Annotated in this window: 14 protein-coding genes and 1 riboswitch; of the genes, 5 read left to right on the forward strand and 9 right to left on the reverse strand. The window is 51.7% G+C overall.

Annotated features, from left to right (window positions below; genetic code table 11):
- Positions 1-95: 95 nt before the first annotated feature.
- From corA to B6A39_RS13505, 3 genes are all read right to left on the reverse strand, one after another.
- Entirely contained in the window at positions 96-1,064 is a 969-nt protein-coding gene (gene corA / locus B6A39_RS13495; RefSeq protein ID WP_083006525.1) for a magnesium/cobalt transporter CorA, read from the reverse strand.
- A gap of 34 nt (positions 1,065-1,098) precedes the next feature.
- Positions 1,099-2,487: a sodium:solute symporter gene (locus tag B6A39_RS13500; protein ID WP_083006527.1), complete on the reverse strand. Its 1,389-nt coding sequence runs from the start codon at positions 2,485-2,487 to the stop codon at positions 1,099-1,101.
- Positions 2,477-2,584, reverse strand: a riboswitch (TPP riboswitch). Its footprint overlaps the gene before it by 11 nt.
- Positions 2,585-2,683: 99 nt before the next feature.
- Positions 2,684-3,265: a peroxidase-related enzyme gene (locus tag B6A39_RS13505; protein WP_083006529.1), complete on the reverse strand. Its 582-nt coding sequence runs from the start codon at positions 3,263-3,265 to the stop codon at positions 2,684-2,686.
- Between the two features lie 199 nt (positions 3,266-3,464).
- Between B6A39_RS13505 and B6A39_RS13510 the strand changes: the two genes are divergently transcribed.
- Positions 3,465-4,160, forward strand: a complete 696-nt coding sequence (locus B6A39_RS13510) for a hypothetical protein (RefSeq protein ID WP_083006531.1) — start codon at positions 3,465-3,467, stop codon at positions 4,158-4,160.
- A 49-nt stretch (positions 4,161-4,209) separates the two neighbouring features.
- On the opposite strand, the gene B6A39_RS13515 is transcribed toward B6A39_RS13510, so the two are convergent.
- A complete protein-coding gene (locus B6A39_RS13515) occupies positions 4,210-5,709 on the reverse strand; it encodes a CoA-acylating methylmalonate-semialdehyde dehydrogenase (RefSeq protein ID WP_083006533.1) in 1,500 nt (499 codons plus the stop codon).
- A gap of 246 nt (positions 5,710-5,955) precedes the next feature.
- Here B6A39_RS13515 and B6A39_RS13520 point away from each other — a divergent pair, with 246 nt between their 5' ends.
- Positions 5,956-7,026: a zinc-binding metallopeptidase family protein gene (locus B6A39_RS13520; protein WP_083006535.1), complete on the forward strand. Its 1,071-nt coding sequence runs from the start codon at positions 5,956-5,958 to the stop codon at positions 7,024-7,026.
- Here B6A39_RS13520 and B6A39_RS13525 read toward each other — a convergent pair.
- A complete protein-coding gene (locus B6A39_RS13525; protein ID WP_083006537.1) occupies positions 7,023-8,021 on the reverse strand; it encodes an alpha-E domain-containing protein in 999 nt (332 codons plus the stop codon). The genes B6A39_RS13520 and B6A39_RS13525 overlap by 4 nt on opposite strands.
- A 4-nt stretch (positions 8,022-8,025) precedes the next feature.
- The gene (locus B6A39_RS13530; RefSeq protein ID WP_083006539.1) at positions 8,026-9,510 is read right to left on the reverse strand and encodes a circularly permuted type 2 ATP-grasp protein; all 1,485 of its coding nucleotides are present in this window, start codon (positions 9,508-9,510) and stop codon (positions 8,026-8,028) included.
- Between the two features lie 419 nt (positions 9,511-9,929).
- On the opposite strand from B6A39_RS13530, the gene B6A39_RS13535 reads away from it, so the two are divergent.
- The 3 genes from B6A39_RS13535 to B6A39_RS13545 all read left to right on the forward strand — a co-directional run bounded on the left by B6A39_RS13535 (position 9,930) and on the right by B6A39_RS13545 (position 16,616).
- Positions 9,930-13,280, forward strand: coding sequence for a transglutaminase family protein (locus B6A39_RS13535; protein ID WP_083006540.1), 3,351 nt, complete (start codon positions 9,930-9,932; stop codon positions 13,278-13,280).
- A gap of 64 nt (positions 13,281-13,344) precedes the next feature.
- Complete coding sequence (locus B6A39_RS13540; RefSeq protein WP_083006542.1) at positions 13,345-15,750, forward strand: circularly permuted type 2 ATP-grasp protein; 2,406 nt, start codon at positions 13,345-13,347, stop codon at positions 15,748-15,750.
- Entirely contained in the window at positions 15,747-16,616 is an 870-nt protein-coding gene (locus B6A39_RS13545; protein ID WP_083006544.1) for a transglutaminase family protein, read from the forward strand. Before B6A39_RS13540 ends, B6A39_RS13545 begins: the two co-directional genes overlap by 4 nt.
- Here B6A39_RS13545 and B6A39_RS13550 read toward each other — a convergent pair.
- Genes B6A39_RS13550 through B6A39_RS13560 form a run of 3 tightly spaced genes read right to left on the reverse strand, consistent with a single transcriptional unit; the run spans position 16,603 to position 19,448 of the window.
- Positions 16,603-17,868: a TRAP transporter large permease gene (locus tag B6A39_RS13550; RefSeq protein ID WP_083006546.1), complete on the reverse strand. Its 1,266-nt coding sequence runs from the start codon at positions 17,866-17,868 to the stop codon at positions 16,603-16,605. The two genes, B6A39_RS13545 and B6A39_RS13550, sit on opposite strands and share 14 nt — an antisense overlap.
- Positions 17,869-17,896: 28 nt before the next feature.
- Positions 17,897-18,460, reverse strand: coding sequence for a TRAP transporter small permease (locus B6A39_RS13555; RefSeq protein ID WP_083006548.1), 564 nt, complete (start codon positions 18,458-18,460; stop codon positions 17,897-17,899).
- Between the two features lies 1 nt (position 18,461).
- Positions 18,462-19,448 carry a TRAP transporter substrate-binding protein gene (locus B6A39_RS13560; protein ID WP_083006550.1) on the reverse strand — a complete coding sequence of 329 codons (987 nt, stop codon included), beginning with the start codon at positions 19,446-19,448 and terminating at the stop codon, positions 18,462-18,464.
- Between the last annotated feature and the right edge of the window lie 98 nt (positions 19,449-19,546).

The following is a 19,546-nucleotide window of genomic DNA, read 5'->3' on the forward strand; positions in this document are numbered from 1 at the left end:
TGCAGGTCATTGGTCGTCTGCGAGGATGCCACACTAACGTTCAAACCACATGGCGAACTATCAACTTTTCGCCGCCAGCGACCATCTGGCTCAGTTTAAAACCAATTTTTACGTTTAAATAACCAAATTAAACACCCACCGATACCCAGCATGGCTCCCCAAACAAAAAAGTATCCGTACTGATAGCGCAGCTCTGGCATATACTCAAAGTTCATCCCATAAATACCGGCAATAAACGTCAGTGGCACAAATATGGCGGTAATTACCGTCAATACACGCATGGTGATATTTAGCTGGTGAGAGGAAATAGAAATGTAACCATCAATGAGATCGCCGCAAATGTCGTAATACATTTGAGTCAGTGTATATAGGCGCTCAAAACGCTCCTCTACATCCGTGATGGCATGCAGCGTTTCACTTTCTCCGCGAGGCAGATGGGCATAGTCATAGGCAGTAAGCTCTTGGGTAATGCCTTTGTGGTAGCTAAAAATACGGCGCATCTTTACCAATCGTGAACGATAGGCGGTAATTTTACGCATCAGCACATCGTTACCATCTTCCAAAAGCTCATCTTCTATATCGCTTAGCTCACTCTCAAATTCCAGTAAGCTATCGATATAGAAGCCTGCCGAGATATACATAATTTTCAGCGCGACATGCTCGGGAGATAGCGCCAGCAGGGTTTTACCGTGCTCATTAAAGAGCCGTTCAATACTAAGCGCCTCACCGGCGTGCAGCGTGATTAGAAAACGCTCTCCAATGAAGAAACACACCTGCTGAGGCACGAAGTTTAGCTGAGCATCAAACGATGAAATACCTCGGTAAATAATCAACGTGTGGTGCTCAAACTCTTCAATTTTAGGCGGATGTCGCTCCTTGTGAGCATCTTGAATTGCCATTGGGTGGCAATCAAAACGCTCCAATAGCTGGCGCTCACGCTCCTCAGGCTCACCTTTCATGTCTATCCATAGGTGGCTGCCGGGCATTGCTTGCCAGTCATCTACTAGGCGTTCATCGCCTTCGCGCACATCACCGTCTGACGTCGTTAGTAGGCTGCGAATCATGATCGTCCCTGTTAAGTTGGCTCACGGCTTAACGTTACGTCCTAACGTTTTGACGATTAGGCAAGTATGCCAGTGTCATGCTGACGACTATAGACGCCAGCAATGCCCCTAAAAAAGGCCCTAACGTTGGAATACTGCCTGGAAAGGTAGCCGCCATGATGCCAGCTGCGATGCTTCCCTGGCTTAGCCATCCCGGCAGTATTGCCCCTACCAATCCAGCGATACCGCCACCAATCGCCGCCACTGGTGTCATACGTTGCCACAGGCCGAGCAGCACAGGCACCACGATGGCAGCGCAAAGTAGGTCAGCTATCAAAAAGAGTCGCAGCACTGACAGTCCTTGCAGTGCAATAAATACCACCGGCACCATCATTGCGACCGTTATCCAACGTGCGGTAGTTAAAGATGCTGCATGTTGTTCACCGCCACGCCCAACTATCAGGGACGCTATACCGTTTTGCAGCGTATCGACACTTGAGGTCACTAGCGTGACTGCCAAGACTAATGCAGGTAATGCCACCCAGGCAGGCGCATCTGTTAACAACGCAAAGAAAGGAATAGGTGGTTCTCCTAGCGAAACACCGCTCATGGCGGCCATTATACCGACACCACCAATTACCATCACAACAAGCACGGTCAAACCACCGCCTAGCCAAGCGCCTCGACCTAAACTCTGATCATCCTGGGCAGCCCATACACGCTGCCAATAGCCTTGGTGAAAAAGATTGGCGGCGGTTACCGCAATCACGAGCGTTAGAGCAACACTAAGCGCACTTGCGATAGGAATAGAGGGCATGACTGCGTCATTCGGCATGGTTGGTAACCGCCAAATCGCAACGCTACCCACGGCTAATAACAGGGCCAGCAAAAGCCATGCCTGCCAACGATCAGTTGCGAGGCTTGCACGCAATCCACCAATCACCGTATACACCAAGGTAGTGAGCGCAACGCCAATAATCACCAGTGCGGGAGGTACATCTGAAAGCAGCGCGGTAATAGCACCTATCGCTGTCAGCTCCGCTGCTAAAAAACAGCCCATATAGGCCACGGACACTAGTAACACCCAATGGCGCACACCTTTACCGTAACAAGCGTGGGCAAATTCGGCGATGCTTCTGCCTTCCGGCAATGCGCGACGAATTTTTGGCCCGTACAACCCCAACACGATAAACGGCAGCGCAGAGCCAATGGCATATCCTGCCAACGCTAACGGACCAACAAAGGCACCAATTTCAGGCGGCGCAAATAGAATCCAGGCACCCATTCCCGATGCTAGAAAAGAGAACCCCAATGTGGACGCAGTTTGTGAGTTTCGTGCCGTAACATAGTCATCAAGCGACCCTTGCACATGGCGTGCACGCAGGCCCAGAAAAGCGAAACAGAGTAGCGCCGCACCAAGTACGGCTGACGTTAGGTAAGGCATGTCGCACTTCCTCCGCCGGTATGAACCGGATCAGGTTCCAGGGTCTGCGCAGTGCGCATTCTCAGCCCAACAGGTGCGGGCTCCCCTGGCGACAGTGAATGGAGACGCTATCCTCGGCGAAAGCGACTCGTTAGTAAAGGCTGGGCGTTAGTAAAATATGTCGGCGAGTAACGCCTAGGTGTGCGTCTTTTCCCTACTAGCGTGGCAGGCGTCCCATCAAATAAAACTCCTCGTTGGGGGGCGTACCCGCCATTGTAACTAACCGATTCGACATACCGAAAAAAGCAGCAATGGCGCCAATATCCCAACAATCCTCTAGCGTAAAACCTGCTTGCTCTAATGTTGTTTGCCACATAGTAGAAAACTCACCAATCTCAATCCCACAGTGCAATGCAAAATCCAGCATTATACGATGGCGTTCGCTCAGCCCTGCCGTCAGATGATTGATAGCGACATTGTCAGCGACTAAAGGGTCTTTACTATAAATTCTCAATAACGCGCCATGGGCAACAACACAATAGAGGCAACGATTGCGAGCACTGGTGGCCACAACAATCATTTCTTTCTCAGCTTTAGTCAGCGTGTCAGATTCACGCTCCATCAAAGCATCGTGATAAGCAAAGAAAGCACGAAACTCCTCAGGGCGGTGCGCCAGCATTAAGAACACATTGGGCACAAATCCCGCCTTGCTTTGTACTTTTAATATTGCATCACGGATATCGTCAGGCAGCTCATCCAGCGTTTCTGGTACACGAAAACGGCTCAGTCGATTAGTCATCGTTACACCTCATTTCCTGATTTAGCTTTAAATTTTTGTTTTGATTAAACAATTATGTTGTTGGATAACGCGATTCGGTAACAAAATACTAAACAAAGTGACTTTCAATCGCGGCTAACGCTGTCCATACTCTCAACTATTCAATGACATATAAGCCGTGCAGTGAATGCGTCAAGCGGCAATTAACAGGGACACCAATATGCATTATTCCGAAGCCAAAGAGCATACGCCTGGGCGCTTGCATACTCTTTTTGCGGACCCTTATTGTGCGTTTAAAAACGACACTGATGAGCGACAGCTTCATATTCGGATAATGCTACACATCCTTCTCGCACTGCCTATGCATCAAGCGCGTGCTACGCTCCGCGTTATCCATGGCTGGGAAAACGGCGGCTTCGAGCCAAGTGATCTAAAGCACAAAGACTTTCCGCTTGCCTCGTTAGATGATTTCCACCGAGTGGTTAACGAGGTCTCCTCGAACCCTCAAGAACACGAGACGTCGTTAAGCGCTAACACGTCGCTTCTTTCAGCACCACTGGCTAGCGTATTCGCCAACGCAGAAGCCGAGGGCAGCATTGTTTCTGATACGCTGCGCAGTACGCCTTCCCGCTGGCCTGCTTTGAAAGGCGGTTTAGCCATTTATACGCTCTTCAAGATGTATCATCGCTTAGTTTATGGCGAAGATGATAACTACCGCTGCTCTCAGTGCGAAACACCCGATGGCTTGCGTGAGCTCCATGAATTTCATCTCGAAGAAGGTGAATTTGCGCTGCTAGTTCCTCACAATGCAAAAACGCAAACTGTCACTCCGACCATTCTTGTCATGCACGCCAGTCAGCTTGGCCCTATCGGCCAGCTCCTAAAAAGAAGCCTGCCACTATTTCAGGATACTTGAGTCGACACTGTAAAAGCCCCACTTATTGCGGGGCTTTTACATAGTGCAATTAACTCAACGAAATAGTGCTATTAATCCCACTAGATACATTTTCTGGCTCAAACCAGCGGGCCGTGACCGTTTTGGTTTGCGTCCAGAAGGTAATTGCCTGCTTGCCATTCGGCCCCAAGTCGCCAAGCTTGGAAGCTCGCGAACCCGTAAAGCTGAAGTACGCGACGGGTACAGGAATCGGAACGTTGATACCAATTTGGCCTACGTCGATGTCGGTTTCAAAGCGCCGAGCTACCCAGCCTGAGTTGGTAAATATCGACGTACCGTTGCCGTTAGGGTTAGCGTTGATAAACGCAATGGCGTCATCCAGCGTTTCCACACTGACCACACACAGCACTGGACCAAAAATCTCTTCCCGGTACACCGTCATATCAGCGGTCACATCGGCAAACAGCGTTGGGCCAACAAAATTACCGTTTGGATAGCCATCTACCGTGCAGCCACGGCCGTCTACCAGTAGTTTAGCGCCCTCTTTTTCACCTGCTGTAATCAGGCGTTCAACGCGCTCTTTCGCTTGAGGTGAGACAAGCGGCCCTAGGTCTGCATCGCGCTGAGTGCCAGGACCGACTTTCATGCTACGTGCGCCTTCCTCAATATCTTTTAGCCACTCACGAGCCTCGCCTACTAGCACGACAACCGAGTTAGCCATGCAGCGCTGACCAGCAGCACCAAACGCCGAACCAAGTAGGCTATCAATCGCCTGACTACGGTTGGCATCCGGCATGACAACACAGTGGTTTTTAGCTCCCATCATCGACTGCATACGCTTACCTGCGGCGGCTGCACGGTTGTAAAGCAAGGAGCCCACATGGGTCGAGCCAATAAACGAAAGTGCTTTAATATCCTGATGATCGGCGATCTGGTTGGCAACATCTGGGCCGCCATGGACTACGTTTAAAACGCCTGCCGGGACGCCCGCCTCATGGGCAAGTTCAACCAGTCGCATGGTGGAACTAGGATCTTGCTCAGACGGTTTCAATACAAAGGTATTTCCCGTTGCGATGGCTAGCGGGAACATAAAACAGGGCAGCATTATCGGGAAGTTGAAGGCGGTAATGCCTGCGCCAACGCCCAATGGCTGGTGCATGGTGTAAACATCGACTTCATTCGCGGCGTTTTCCGCCAGCTCACCCAGCTGCAGCGACGTAATTGAACAAGCGTGCTCAACGACTTCTAAACCGCGCCCCACTTCACCCTCAGCGTCAGGCAGGGTTTTACCGTGCTCTTCCGTAATCAGCGCGGCTAATTCAGCAGTATTTTCGCGTATCAGTGCCTGAAGTTTCAGCATGATGCGCATACGCTTGCCAAGCGGCACTTTACGCCAGCTTTTAAAAGCTGTTTTAGCACTGGCAATCGCACGCTCCACTTCTTCAGCGGTACAAAATGGCACTCGGGCTACCACTTCCTGAGTCGCAGGATTAACCACATCACGCCAATCCTGGCTTTGTGACATTACTGGTTGGCCATCGATATACATTGGAATTTCACGAACGGACATGACTACCTTCCTCATCGTTGTGTTTATTATGAGACGCAAATATGAACCCTAGGGTATATCAGCAAGTTGACGTAAACGTCAATTAGCCACTTGATAAAGAGTTAGGCAACTCAGCGTTAAGATTTACGCTTTCCATAGTCGCACTGCCCTCGCTATGCTGGCTATTAGCGCTAACGCTACACAGTGGAGCGTGCGTTTTTCAGATGCAGGTGGCCGTCGCACAGGTCATCACCCAAGGAGGCATCCATGCAGACCTTTAGCTGCCGCTGTGGCAATCCGCTATTTTTTGAAAACACGCATTGCTTGGCCTGCGAATCTGAGGTTGGCTGGTGCCCTGCTTGCACGTGTATTGTGGCACTTGAACCGCTACAAAATGGGGGATACCGCTGCACTCACCCAGGCTGCGGGACAGCCTTAATGAAATGCCACAACTATGCGGTTGAGAATGTGTGTAACCGTATGGTGGTGATGGCAGAAGGACATGCCGATACGCTGTGTGACTGTTGCCGTTACAATGAAATGATTCCTGACTTAACTATCAGTGGCAACCGAGAACGCTGGGCTGCACTTGAAGCTGCCAAGCGACGGTTATTTCACACACTTGATTTATTAAAGCTTCCTCACGGTATTAACGGGGAAAACATTCGTGTCCCACTAAGCTTCTCGTTTATGGCGGATGCTCTGCCCGATCAAGGGCTTTGGCGTTCTACTGCCAGCCAAGAGAAGGTATATACCGGCCACGCTAACGGCCATATCACCATCAATGTAAAAGAGGCCGACGACGTTGAGCGCGAGCGGCTGCGGGTTGATATGAATGAGTCCCACCGCACATTGATCGGCCACTTCCGACATGAGATTGGTCATTACTATTGGGATTTACTGGTAAAGGGCCGGGATGAAAATGCCTGCCGCAACGTGTTTGGTGACCATAATAACCCTGCCTACATTGACGCATTAGAGCGGTACTATCAGCAAGGCACACCTTCCAATTGGGCAACCCAGTTTATTTCCGCATATGCCACCATGCACCCCTGGGAAGACTTTGCCGAAACCTTTGCATTTTATCTGGACATGGTGGCCGTGCTTGATACAGCGTTGCATATGGGACTTTCTCGAGCTGAGTGTGATGGTACTTTGGACGGCATGCTAAGGGCGTTTCACCAGGTAGGCATGGCGGTTAACGAACTTAATCGTGATATGGGCTTGCTCGATTTAGCACCCGGCGTAATTGTACCTGCAGTGCGTGAGAAGCTGACGTATCTGCATCAACTGGTTCAGAGTGCAAACGCCAGCCCCTGCATGCTTAGCAACCGTTAATCGTTATCGTCATCCCCTGTGTGGCTTTGCGATTGGAACTGCGTAACACGGGGTACCCCGTCACTATTAACAAAGTAAGTTGCACTTAATGTGTCGTGTATAGCAGCGAAGCCAATCTGTAGTTCATCCACAAAGGCGTGTAGCTTGCTTGGCGAATGGGCGAGTGCCTGAATATCGGCGTCCACCACATCTGCTCGAACAAGCGATACCGTTGCTGCCACGCGATCTTGTCGGGGTAACAGCTGAAGTTCGTGCCCTACCGTTTCCAAACTGCAAGCGATAGAGCGAGGAAGATTAGGATCTTGCAGTAAAAAACGCAGCACATCGGGTCCGCGCACCCGCAAACGTACTTGCTGGCGATACATCTGGTAAGCAGTGAGCGACTTCAGGACACTCATCCATTGCAGGTTTTCAAATGGCAGCAGCTCTTCAGGGTTTTGTGGAAGCAGGCTGGCTGAACGAACATCAACAATGCGAGTGGTCATGTCCGCTCGCTCTAAATGGCGCCCCAGTTTAATAAAGGTTCGAGCAGGGCCATAACTAAGTGTCCCTTCGATTAAACCAGTTAATGTTTGGCAACCACGAATCACACTCTTTAAAAAGGTGTCCCTACGCCGCGGACTAACGCCATTTTCCGCATGCTCTGCAACACTAAGATAGAGTTGATTGACCTCCTCCCAGATTTCCCTCGGCACGACATCGCGGGTTGTGCGCAGGTTTTCTCGGGCGCTCGCTAAGGCGGCCAAAATAGAGCTACCATTTTGCGCATCGGCACACAAAAAGTGCACTACGCTTCGCTCATCAAAGCTTGAATGGCGCTCATTAAATGCTTCCAACGTACCGGTCATCTCTATTAACGGCGCCCAGCCAAGGGGCAAGTGCCGCGGTAGATCCAACATTAAATGGCTATTAACGCTCAGTAACCGAGCAGTGTCTTCGGCCCGCTCGATGTAACGCGCCATCCAATAAAGGTTTTCAGCAACGCGTGACAGCATGGCGCTAGGCTCCTTCGTGCTCAGCGGCAGCTGCCGCGTTCTCATCGGTTTCAACAATCCAGGTATCTTTACTGCCGCCACCTTGAGACGAGTTCACCACCAGCGAACCCTCCACCAGGGCGACTCGGGTCAAGCCACCGGTGGTCACATGGGTTTCGGGGCCAGACAAAATAAACGGTCGAAGATCCACATGACGCGGCTGCGGCAACCCATTCGCCAACGTGGGCGTGGTAGAGAGAGCCAGGGTAGGTTGAGCCATATAGTTGCGAGGATTGGCTTTAATCAATTGAGCAAATTCATCGCGCGTTTCTTTCGTGGAGCGTGGGCCGATCAGCATGCCATAGCCGCCAGACTCGTTTGCTGGTTTCACAACCAGTTCATCCAAATGCTCCAATACATACTTGCGATCATCTTCAAACATGCACAAATAGCTAGGCACATTTGGCAGCAACGGCTCTTGGTCGAGGTAGTAGCGAATGATCTCAGGTACAAAAGCATAAACGACTTTATCGTCGGCGACCCCTGCTCCTGGCGCATTGGCAAGTGCCACTTTCCCTGCTCGCCAAGCGCGCATTAACCCTGCTACACCCAGCATTGAATCTGGATTAAACGCCTCAGGGTCAAGAAACTCGTCGTCTACACGACGATAAATCACATCAACACGACGCAGCCCTTCAACAGTACGCATATAAACCACGTCATCGTCATCGACCAGCAAGTCGCTACCCTGTACTAGTTCAACCCCCATTTGCTGAGCAAGATAAGCATGCTCAAAGTAGGCGGAGTTATAGATACCAGGTGTTAACACCACAACCTGAGGATCATCGCCGGGACGAGGCGACATCGACGCTAACATGTCATATAGCTGGGCAACATAATCATCTACTGGAAGAATTTTGCCAGACGCAAATAGTTCAGGTAGCACACGCTTAGTAACGTTACGGTTTTCAAGCATGTAAGACACACCCGAGGGAATACGCAAATTATCTTCCAGCACATAAAGCGTGCCATCACCACCACGCACTAAGTCTGATCCGCAAATATGCGCCCAAATACCATGAGGAGGGTTAATACCGACACATTGAGGCCGAAAGTTTGCCGATTGAGCCAATACTTCAGCAGGTAACACTTTGTCTTTAATTACTTTTTGACCATGATAAAGATCGTCAATAAATAGATTAAGTGCTTGAACGCGTTGTTTTAGACCCGCTTCAGTTTTACGCCACTCGCTGGCAGGAATGATCCGCGGAACAATATCAAAGGGCCATGCCCTGTCAATCATGGCACCCTCAGAATAAACGGTAAACGTAATCCCCATGGTGCGGATGGCAATTTCTGCTGCCGTCTTACGCTCTGCCAACTCTTCCGCACTAAACCTTGCCAACATATTGCACAGCTCATCAGCCGAGGCACGTGGCTTGCCTGGTGCCGCTAGCAACTCATCGTAATAATCGCGACACGCATAGTTATTCCAATTCACTTGGCTCATGGGCGCTCTCCTGGCGCAATGGTGGAAGCGGCAACTTCCTCTAACGTAGTGCAGGCCAACCCCGCGCAATCTACGCAGTTCTCTTCATATATAAGCACGCAAAATACATACCATCTTTTTCGATATTTCAACGTTAAAAGGATTCACTTAATGCGCGCGCCACTCAACTCATCTACTGAATTGTTGCTTTTAGTTGATGCTTCAAAGTTAAACTTAAAACCATCCACAAAAGCACCAAAACAGTGCAATTAGCTAACACTAATGGTGCATTTTATATTTTTTACACTTCTTAAACGGCTTAGCGAATTTTGCAGCTGCAAAAAAACCTAACTACAACGATACTGCCGTAACTTACTTCTTTTAATCGAGGCGTCTTAATGACAAATCGGTTGATATAGACTTAATTTTGAGGGTGGCTTATGACCATTCGTGTTGCCTTGCATCACCGAACGACTTATCACTTTGACCGTCCGGTGAATTTGTCACCCCATGTTGTTCGCCTCCGTCCTGCGCCTCACTGCCGGACTCACATTGATGCCTACTCGCTGAATATTTCAGGAGGCGATCACTTCCTTAACTGGCAGCAAGACCCGTTTGGTAACTTTAATGCACGCATCGTATTTCCTGAGCCACGTAAAGAGTTAACCATTGCGGTCGAGCTGATCGCCCCGATGACTGTCATTAATCCGTTTGACTTTTTTCTCGACGACATCGCGCAAAAAATTCCGTTTGTCTACCCAGAAGAGCTCACTAAAGAACTAGGCCCCTATCTTGAAGTCACTGAGGCCGGCCCACAGCTGATGGCCTGGCTTAAGGATGTCCCCAGAGAACCCACCACGAGCGTTGATTTTTTGGTGGCTCTTAATCAACGCCTTCAAAACGACATCAGCTATCTGGTACGCATGGAGCCTGGCGTTCAGAGCTGCGAGGAAACCTTAACTCTTGCCAGTGGATCCTGTCGCGACAGCGCCTGGTTATTAGTGCAAATTCTGCGACACCTGGGGCTAGCTGCGCGCTTTGTTTCAGGCTATTTAATCCAGCTGACCCCTGATGTAAAAGCCCTGGATGGCCCAAGCGGAACCGACGAAGACTTCACCGACCTGCATGCCTGGACAGAGGTATTTCTTCCCGGCGCAGGGTGGGTTGGCTTAGACCCTACGTCAGGCTTGTTTGCCGGCGAAGGACATATCCCGCTTGCCGCCACGCCAACTACCGGTAGCGCTGCCGCGATTACTGGTTTTTCTGATAAGTGTGAGGTGGCGTTTAATGTGGAAATGCGCGTCGAGCGTATTCACGAAGACCCACGGGTAACCAAACCCTATAGCGATCAACAGTGGCAAGAAATTTTGCAGCTCGGCGATCAGGTCGATAATGAGCTTAATCTTCAGGACGTACGCCTCACAATGGGCGGTGAGCCCACCTTTGTTTCCGTCGACGATATGGAGAGCCCACAGTGGAATACGGAAGCGCTTGGCGAACATAAACGTGAACGCGCTGAAGTACTGTTAAGCCGCTTACAGGAAGCCTATGCCCCTGGCAGTGTGATACAGCAGCAGCAAGGCAAATGGTACCCAGGCGAACCGCTGCCCCGCTGGGCGTTAGCGTGCTACTGGCGCAAGGATGGAGTACCACTGTGGCGCGACCCTAAATGGCTCGCCTGCATGGAAGGTGCGCCGGTGGTGGAGGTTGATGACGCTATGGCTAAGCGCTTTACCCAAGCGCTTAGCGAACGTTTAGGGGTGGACTCACGTTACTGGATATCTGCTTTTGAAGACGCCTATTACTACCTCTGGAAAGAACAGACACTGCCAGTAAACATCGACCCGCGAAAAGCCGATTTGAAAGATGACGCCGAACGCCGTCGTCTTGCACGACTACTAGAACAAGATTTAGCCGCGGTAGTTGGCTATGCATTACCTTTGCGCCACTCGATTGCTCAGTCGCACCGCTGGGAAAGCGGACGTTGGCCTCTCAAGCGTGAACATTTGTTTTTAGTTCCCGGCGACTCTCCCATGGGGCTGCGGCTCCCCCTTTCCGCACTTCCCTGGGCTGATCCAGAAGAGCAACCGCAGCCTGAGTCACTCTTTGCGCCACGCCCCGAGATTGGTGATATCCACGGAGAGGTCGCTAGACGACATGCTGAACAGCATCGCTTTAGCAGCGCCGAGCGCCATGGTCAAAGCGTACACCAAAGCCTTAGCCACCCGGAAGGAGAAGCCGTACAACAGCAACCCCATCCTGAGAACGATCGCGACCATAAAGTGATACATACCAGCTTATGTATTGAGCCTAGAGACGGCCGCCTGCATATTTTCTTACCGCCGCTCACCCAGCTGGAGCACTATTTAGATCTGCTCAGCAGTATTGAAGAGTGCGCGCGAACACTTGGCTGCCCGGTAATGATCGAGGGCTATTCCCCACCCCGTGACCCGCGGCTGGAGAATTTTATGATCACCCCTGACCCAGGTGTGATCGAAGTGAACATTATGCCAGCGGCTAGCTGGCCAACCCTAGTCGCTCAGACCGAGCGGCTCTATGACGAAGCTCGCCAAGCGCGCCTATGCACCGAGAAGTTCATGCTGGATGGACGACACACGGGCACCGGTGGCGGCAACCATGTCACGCTTGGTGGCGTTACGCCTGACGATTCGCCCTTCCTTCGCCGCCCTGATTTACTGGCAAGCCTGGTCACCTATTGGCAGCACCACCCGAGCCTTTCTTATCTTTTTTCAGGACTCTTTATTGGTCCTACCAGTCAAGCACCACGGGTAGATGAAGCTCGCCATGAAGCGCTTTACGAGCTGGAAATTGCACTACAACAAATGCCAGAGGGAGAAGTTGTTCAGCCTTGGCTGGTGGATCGCCTACTGCGCCATTTACTCACCGATTTAACCGGCAACACCCATCGTGCTGAGTTCTGTATTGATAAGCTTTATTCACCGGATAGCGACAGCGGTCGTTTAGGGTTACTCGAACTACGTGGCTTTGAAATGCCCCCCCATGCACGTATGGGTTTGATGCAGATGCTGCTTATTCGGGCGCTTGTCGCCCGCTGCTGGAAAACGCCCTACCGCGCCAAACCGGTGCGATGGGGAAGCGCTCTGCAAGATCGCTGGATGCTGCCCCACTATTTATGGGAAGACTTGAGCGACGTGCTAAGCGATCTTGGCAATCATGGCTTTGCTTTTAAGCTTGAGTGGTTTGCACCCTTCCTTGAGTTCCGCTTCCCTGTTCATGGGCGGCTGCATACGCCCATGCTTGATATTGAGCTACGCCAAGCGATTGAGCCTTGGCATGTACTCGGTGAAGAGTCTTCTGCTGGTGGCACTGCACGCTATGTTGACTCTTCCGTTGAGCGATTAGAAGTCAAAATAAATGGCATGACCGGCAGCCGCTATTTAGTGACCTGCAACGGCCGCCGAGTACCCCTCTCAGCGACGGGTCGAAACGGCGAAGCAGTTGCCGGTGTTCGCTACCGCGCCTGGCAACCACCTTCAGCACTTCACCCACAAATCCCAATTCATGCGCCACTGGTATTTGACGTGATAGATACGTGGAATCAACGCTCAGTCGCCGGTTGTACCTATCACGTCATACACCCTACTGGGCGCAGCTTTGAAACGTTCCCTGTCAATGCATTTGAAGCGGAAGCGCGGCGCCTGGGTCGATTTAGTGACGACGGCCACCGCCATGGTTACCAGTCTCCGGCGCCAGAAATGTCCAGCTTAGAGCTTCCCAATACCTTGGACCTGCGCTGGAGGCCAAGCTAATGCTTTCCTATTAAGGCGAGCTGCAGGATAATTCGCTGCTTATTTGCTTAGGACTAAAAGGATCATGACGGCCCCTGTCTCTCCCACGCTTCTTGGACTCGGCTCTGCTGGGCTTATAGAAGATTATTTAAATCAGCTTGGCGAGGGACAGCTCGGCGTTGCAGATGCCATGGTGGACCGTCATGGTCAACTACGGCCTGGCTGGGAAAGCCTTCTTGGGTCATTGGAATCACTTGGCCCAGAAGGTCGTCTTCAACAACATGAGGAGATTCAGCGGCTGCTGGGCGAAAATGGCGTCATCTTTAATATGCACGATGACGCCCGCAGATCCTGGCGATTAGACCCACTTCCTTGGGTCATCGACCACGCTCAGTGGCAAGCTCTGGAATTAGGGCTGATTCAACGCACTCGGCTGTTGAATGCTCTCTTTGATGATATCTACGGTGCGCGCAGTCTGTTTGATTCGGGCTTATTGCCAACTCAAGCGTTACTTGCCTCGCCGCTTTTGCTGCTTCCCTGCCACGGATCTCAACCCAGCGACCGTCCGGCAATAAGTTTCCACGGTGTTGATGTCATTCAGGACACTGAAGGCCAGTGGCGCGTAATTGGTGACCGTTTGCAGGCCCCTTCAGGCACAGGGTTCTCCCTCGAAAATCGCATTTTAATGGCGCGAGCACTGCCTGAAATGTACCGCAATGCCCCCCTTAAGCGGCTAGCTGGCTTTCTCGACAATTATCACCGCACCCTAACGGCGCTCGCCTATCAACATCGTGACAACCCAAACGTCGTGCTGCTCACTCCAGGCCCCAGCAGTCCGCGCTATTTTGAGCACGCGTATCTTGCTAACTACCTCAATATCGATCTTGCCGAAGGACAGGATTTAGTCGTCAGGGATTCACAGCTATGGCTACGTACGTTAGGCGGCTTACAACCAGTGGATGTGGTACTGCGTCACTGTGACGATGCCTACTGCGACCCGCTTGAACTGCGTGGCGACTCTCAACTTGGCGTGCCCGGTTTACTACAAGCCACCCGCGCTAGCGGTGTGGCGATATCAAACGCTCTAGGTGTGGGCATTCTGGAGTCACCCGAGCTTGCCGACTATCTGCCCGCTCTATGCGAGCATTTGCTAGGAGAAAAGTTACTTCTGCCTACTGCAGATGCTACGACGCAGCCAGCTACTGCGCCGATATTTGATAGTAATATGCAACGTTTATCGCCCACTACGCTAAACCTTCGCTGCTTTATTACCCGCTCAGCGAGGAGTATCACAACACTGGGGCAACAGCTCAGCGACTATCATGTTATGCCTGGCGGGTTAGCCTGGGTTGGCCCCCCTGGCACTCCGTCATTAAGCAGCCCTATCGTGAAGGATGTATGGGTCACCGCCAACACCCCTCAGCCCCATGTCAGCCAGCTTCGCCAAGCCCGTGGTCCGGTAGTGGCCACTCGGGATGGCACGGACCTCCCTAGCCGTGTGGCCGAAAGTCTTTTTTGGCTGGGTCGCTACGGCGAACGTCTGGATGCTAGAGCGCGTTTGCTTCGTGAAGCGCTGATGCGATTAATGGAAATTGATCAGGACGAGATAGCGGACCAGTTGCTTGATGAGCTGCTAATAGCACTGGAAATCACCACCCTTAACGAGGACGGTGAAGGCGCCAAACCGCCACTCGCTGGATTCGTTCAGAAACGCGCGGCGTTGCTCGCCCAATTTGACGACACGGATGCCCAGGCCTTGCAAGCGCTGTTTGACCAACTGCTTCGTAACGCTCGTAGCGTTCGCGACCATCTAGGGGACGATTCTTGGCGTGTGATTAACCAGCTTCGCCAACGCGTTAGTGCGTTTAACTCAAGCCTTGGTGCCAGTGCTGCACGACGCGCTTGTGAGGGGCTTTCCGCGCAAATAGCCGCCTTTTTTGGCCTGTGTAACGAAACTATGCCTCATCATTACGGCTGGCGGTTTATGGATATTGGCCGCTTTTTAGATCGTGTCTTAGGCCTGCTGTCACTTCTCAAACTGACCCTTAACGCTCCTCACTCTCCAGGCCTTGCACTCTGGGAAGTAGTGCTGGCCACCACCGACAACTTTACTGCGTATCGCAGGCGGTATCGCAGCGAACTGCACCCTGAAGCGATTCTTGATTTACTTCTTTTTGATGAAACTAACCCTCGCTCAGTGGGTTACATGCTCAAACGCCTTGAACGTCAAATGAACCGCCTGCCGGGCAGCTCGTCTCCCTATCGAAATGCGGAGCGCCGCTTGTTAATTCAGGCCAATGCGGCGCTTCATTTAGCCGATATTGATCGCCTCAACCATCTTACCGATACCCCTGAGGCACAAGAAGCGCTTGAGCAATTGCTTGATCAACTGATTGATCCGCTAACAGCACTTTCAGATGCCATTAGTCATAGCCACTTCAGCCATGTCGAGCGGCCGCGGCAATTAGTGAGCATGGAGCCTGACGCATGAATTACATGTTGCGGCACACCACACGCTATCACTACAGCGCGCCTGTCACGCTATGTCATAGTGAAGCACGTGTGTTGCCTCGCAAAACACTGCACCAGGAATGCGGTGCATCTGAGCTAACCATCAGTCCATTGCCACAGGTTCAAGCAGAGCGGCGGGATATATTCGGTAATCGTGTGCTCTATTTTGCGATGGAAGATGTTCACCAATCCCTAGACGTGACGGTAACAACTCAGCTGAACACACAACCGCTGCCGCCGTTACCTAATACCTCTAACGCGTGGGAAAGCGTCGCCGAGCAACTCAATGGCGATAGCCGTTTTGATATGCAGCTGTATCGTTTAGATTCACCGTTTATTCGCCGTAACGCTGAATTGGCTGCCTTTGCTAGCACCTGTTTCACACCCGGCCGCCCAGTTATAGAGAGCGCGCTGGCACTCAATCAACTGATCTACGAGACATTCGAGTACGACCCAAGCTTCACCACGCTCGCGACTCCGCTTAGCGATGTGCTGACTAACCGACGCGGTGTGTGCCAAGATTTTGCTCACCTAGCGATTGGTGCACTGCGTTCAGTGGGTTTAGCCGCGCGCTACGTAAGCGGTTATTTGGAAACCCAACCGCCTCCTGGCCAGCCTCGCTTAGTAGGCGCAGATGCCTCTCATGCTTGGTTAGCCACTTGGATACCCGAGTGGGGCTGGCTGGCACTTGACCCCACCAACGGCACCATTGCTGGCGAGCAGCATCCCGTGCTCGCTTGGGGGCGTGACTATGCTGATGTCGCGCCGTTAAAAGGCGTCATGAACGGCGGTGGTGAACATCAGCTTGAGGTTGAGGTGGATGTAATGCCGATTAACGCTGGATAAGCCCATTGGTTAACCACGGCACCCAGGCAAGAATCACAAGGGTCATTAACGTCGCTAGCAAAAACGGCAGCAGCGAGCGAAATATTTTAAGCGGCGGCGCGCCAGTCATTGAGGAGGCGATAAACAGTCCAGCCCCAACGGGAGGCGTCAATAAGCCCATCACTAGGGTTAAACACACCACCACGCCAAACTGATACGGGCTAATAGCGAACTGACTTTGGGCAATGGGCATTAAAATTGGCACGACTAAGATCAGCGCCGCAATGCCATCAATCACCATTCCCACTAACAGCAGTGCGCCAATCACCAGCAGCAAGAACACGAAGGGGTCGCTGGTCAACGCCGCAATCCATGCAGCGGCCATTTGCGGAAGTTGCTCGTAAATCACCACCCAGCCAAACACGCCAGCGGCGGCAATCAGCATAATGACCAATCCCGCATTAATCGCTGTGCGAGTCAGCACCTGGGGTAACTGACGTAAGCGCAGGTCTCCGTACACAAAGCGTCCCATCATCAATGCCGCAAGAGAGGCCAGCGCAGCCGACTCGGTTGGAGTGGCAACCCCCCACAAAATACCGCCAATAATGATCACTGGAATGAGTAGTGCCGGCAGCCCCCAAAGCAGGTCATGAAGTGCCTGAGGGCGAGTAGGCCACTGGCCTTTAGGGTATTGCTGAACCAAGCCTACCAAGGCAATGACTACAAAAAAGCTTGTTCCTAAGAGCAGTCCCGGTAGCAACCCAGCAATAAACATTTCCGCAATGGGCACTTGGGCCATGACGCCAAACAACACAAACAGCATGGACGGCGGAATAATCGGCGACAGTAGCCCACCCGCGGCAGTAATTGCCGCACTGTAGGATTTGTCGTAACCCTCTTGCTCCATTGCGGGCACCATCGCACGGGACATAATGGCAATTTGTGAGGCTGCCGAACCAATAATCGCAGCCATCATCATGTTGGCGACTAAATTGATATAGGCGAGACCACCGCGAAACCCTCCGACTAAAATGCGTGCTAGAGCGATTAAACGGCGGGTTAAACCGCCCTCATTCATTAGTTCGCCCGCCAACATAAATAACGGAATCGCCAACAGTCCATAGCTTTCAATGGCGCTAAACAGCTGCTGTGGATACGAATCAAACAACACCGTATTGCCTGACATCTGGATATACCAAAGGGCAGTCAATGCCAGTACTAGCGCAATTGGCACAGCGCCGAGCAACAGCAGCAAAAAAACAGCAATCGTCATAAACGTACCGTCAATAGGGTAAGCAGGGCTAACGTAGCGTTTTGGCGGTCGGTTCTTGAGTCGGGGTTCGCCACTGTTTGAGTGACTGTATAAGATTCGCCCAGCCATGTAGGCTAAGAGAAAATGCAAACCATGGCACAATTAACCACGCCCAGAATTTCTTTACGCCAAGAGTGGAGGTATTTTCAGCGTAAATAAAATTGAATGTTTGCCCCTGAAAAGCGCGGGTATCAAACCCTACTTGCACTAGTGCAAGAGGCTGATACCAACGCCAGCAAAGCCACGCTAACAGCAGAGCAAATAACAGCACCATGGCATCTACCCAGATGCCTATCAGTTTCCGGCCGGTTTGCGGTAGCAGGTCGCTCAGTAGTGTGACCGCTATTCCCTGGCGGCGTTTAAACACCGTGCCGGCTATTAAGAATGTCATCCAGATCATGGCGTAAATCGCCAGCTCGCTAATCCAATAAAGCGGGCTACCTAGCGCGCGAAACGCAATATTGGTGAGAATTAGACAGGTAACCGCCGCTGCTAAAGCAGCGGCGGCAATCTCTTCACAGCGTGCAAGCCCCGATGAAAAACGTTGCAGCATACTACTCGTCACGTAACCGGTCAGCTTCGTCGCGTAACGTTTCTAACATAGGTGCCTTAGGCGCCCAGATGCTTTCCCACTGGGCTATGGCGTCAGAGAAAAAATCAGCATCCGCTTCAACAATGTTGATATCTAAGGCGCGGATTTCCTCTTCCTGAGCGGCATCCATCTCTTCAAAGCCCACTAGCACGTTCTCAAGGTGCTCAGACATCGCAGTGTCAATCAGCTCACGGTCTTCTTCAGACAGCTCACGCCATACTCGCCCAGACACGACACCCACCATAGGGAACATCATATGGTTAGAAATCAGCAGGTTTTCCGCCTGCTCGTAGAATTTCAAAATTAAAATAGAGTCGAAATCCATATCAATGGCATCGACCTGACCGTTAGCCAGCGCGTCATACACTTCTAATAACGGCATGGGCGCAGGGGCCGCACCAGTAGCCGTATAGAAATCACGAATCGGCTCAAATGGGGTAATACGTAAACGCTGCCCCTGCAGATCATCGGCGCTTTCAATAGGATCACGGCTGAGCACTTGGCGCATGCCTACCATGCCATAGCCAACGCCAATTAAACCGACTTCTTCTGGCATTAATTCGAGTAATTCCCCAGCCGCGTCAGAGCGTAAAAGACGTGCCGCGTGATTAACGTCATCGACCAAGTAAGGTGCGTATAGTGCGCCAAAATCGGGAATACGGTTGGAAATTTCGGCAATCGTCAAGAAAGCCATATCTAATGCACCAGTTTGAAGCTGCTGAACCATCTGCGCTTCATTGCCAAGTTGCTGAGCTGGAAAAACACTAACGCTATGCTCGCCACCAGAGCGCTCGTTAAGTGTTTGGGCAAAGGCTTCCGCCTCGGTAGACCATAGATGCTGTGCAGGCGTGATAAGGCCGAGACGAAAATCCCGCGCTTGAGCACTCATGGCTGAAACGGCGAGCGTGGCTGCTGCGCAGGCAAGCGAAAGCGTTTTGATGCGATTCATGCAAAGCCTCTTGTATCCAGCGGAAGCGCCTAGAGCGCTTCGCGTGTTTTTTAATTGATAGGCCTTGAGAATACCTTAGCGTTAGCGTTAATGGCACC

This window comes from Halomonas sp. GT (assembly GCF_002082565.1).
GTDB lineage: Bacteria > Pseudomonadota > Gammaproteobacteria > Pseudomonadales > Halomonadaceae > Vreelandella.

Bases quoted from the DNA above. Each gene is read 5' to 3' on its own strand.
- corA (WP_083006525.1), bottom strand. From the start codon at position 1,064: ATGATTCGCAGCCTACTAACGACGTCAGACGGTGATGTGCGCGAAGGC.
- B6A39_RS13500 (WP_083006527.1), bottom strand. From the start codon at position 2,487: ATGCCTTACCTAACGTCAGCCGTACTTGGTGCGGCGCTACTCTGTTTC.
- B6A39_RS13505 (WP_083006529.1), bottom strand. From the start codon at position 3,265: ATGACTAATCGACTGAGCCGTTTTCGTGTACCAGAAACGCTGGATGAG.
- B6A39_RS13510 (WP_083006531.1), top strand. From the start codon at position 3,465: ATGCATTATTCCGAAGCCAAAGAGCATACGCCTGGGCGCTTGCATACT.
- B6A39_RS13515 (WP_083006533.1), bottom strand. From the start codon at position 5,709: ATGTCCGTTCGTGAAATTCCAATGTATATCGATGGCCAACCAGTAATG.
- B6A39_RS13520 (WP_083006535.1), top strand. From the start codon at position 5,956: ATGCAGACCTTTAGCTGCCGCTGTGGCAATCCGCTATTTTTTGAAAAC.
- B6A39_RS13525 (WP_083006537.1), bottom strand. From the start codon at position 8,021: ATGCTGTCACGCGTTGCTGAAAACCTTTATTGGATGGCGCGTTACATC.
- B6A39_RS13530 (WP_083006539.1), bottom strand. From the start codon at position 9,510: ATGAGCCAAGTGAATTGGAATAACTATGCGTGTCGCGATTATTACGAT.
- B6A39_RS13535 (WP_083006540.1), top strand. From the start codon at position 9,930: ATGACCATTCGTGTTGCCTTGCATCACCGAACGACTTATCACTTTGAC.
- B6A39_RS13540 (WP_083006542.1), top strand. From the start codon at position 13,345: ATGACGGCCCCTGTCTCTCCCACGCTTCTTGGACTCGGCTCTGCTGGG.
- B6A39_RS13545 (WP_083006544.1), top strand. From the start codon at position 15,747: ATGAATTACATGTTGCGGCACACCACACGCTATCACTACAGCGCGCCT.
- B6A39_RS13550 (WP_083006546.1), bottom strand. From the start codon at position 17,868: ATGACGATTGCTGTTTTTTTGCTGCTGTTGCTCGGCGCTGTGCCAATT.
- B6A39_RS13555 (WP_083006548.1), bottom strand. From the start codon at position 18,460: ATGCTGCAACGTTTTTCATCGGGGCTTGCACGCTGTGAAGAGATTGCC.
- B6A39_RS13560 (WP_083006550.1), bottom strand. From the start codon at position 19,448: ATGAATCGCATCAAAACGCTTTCGCTTGCCTGCGCAGCAGCCACGCTC.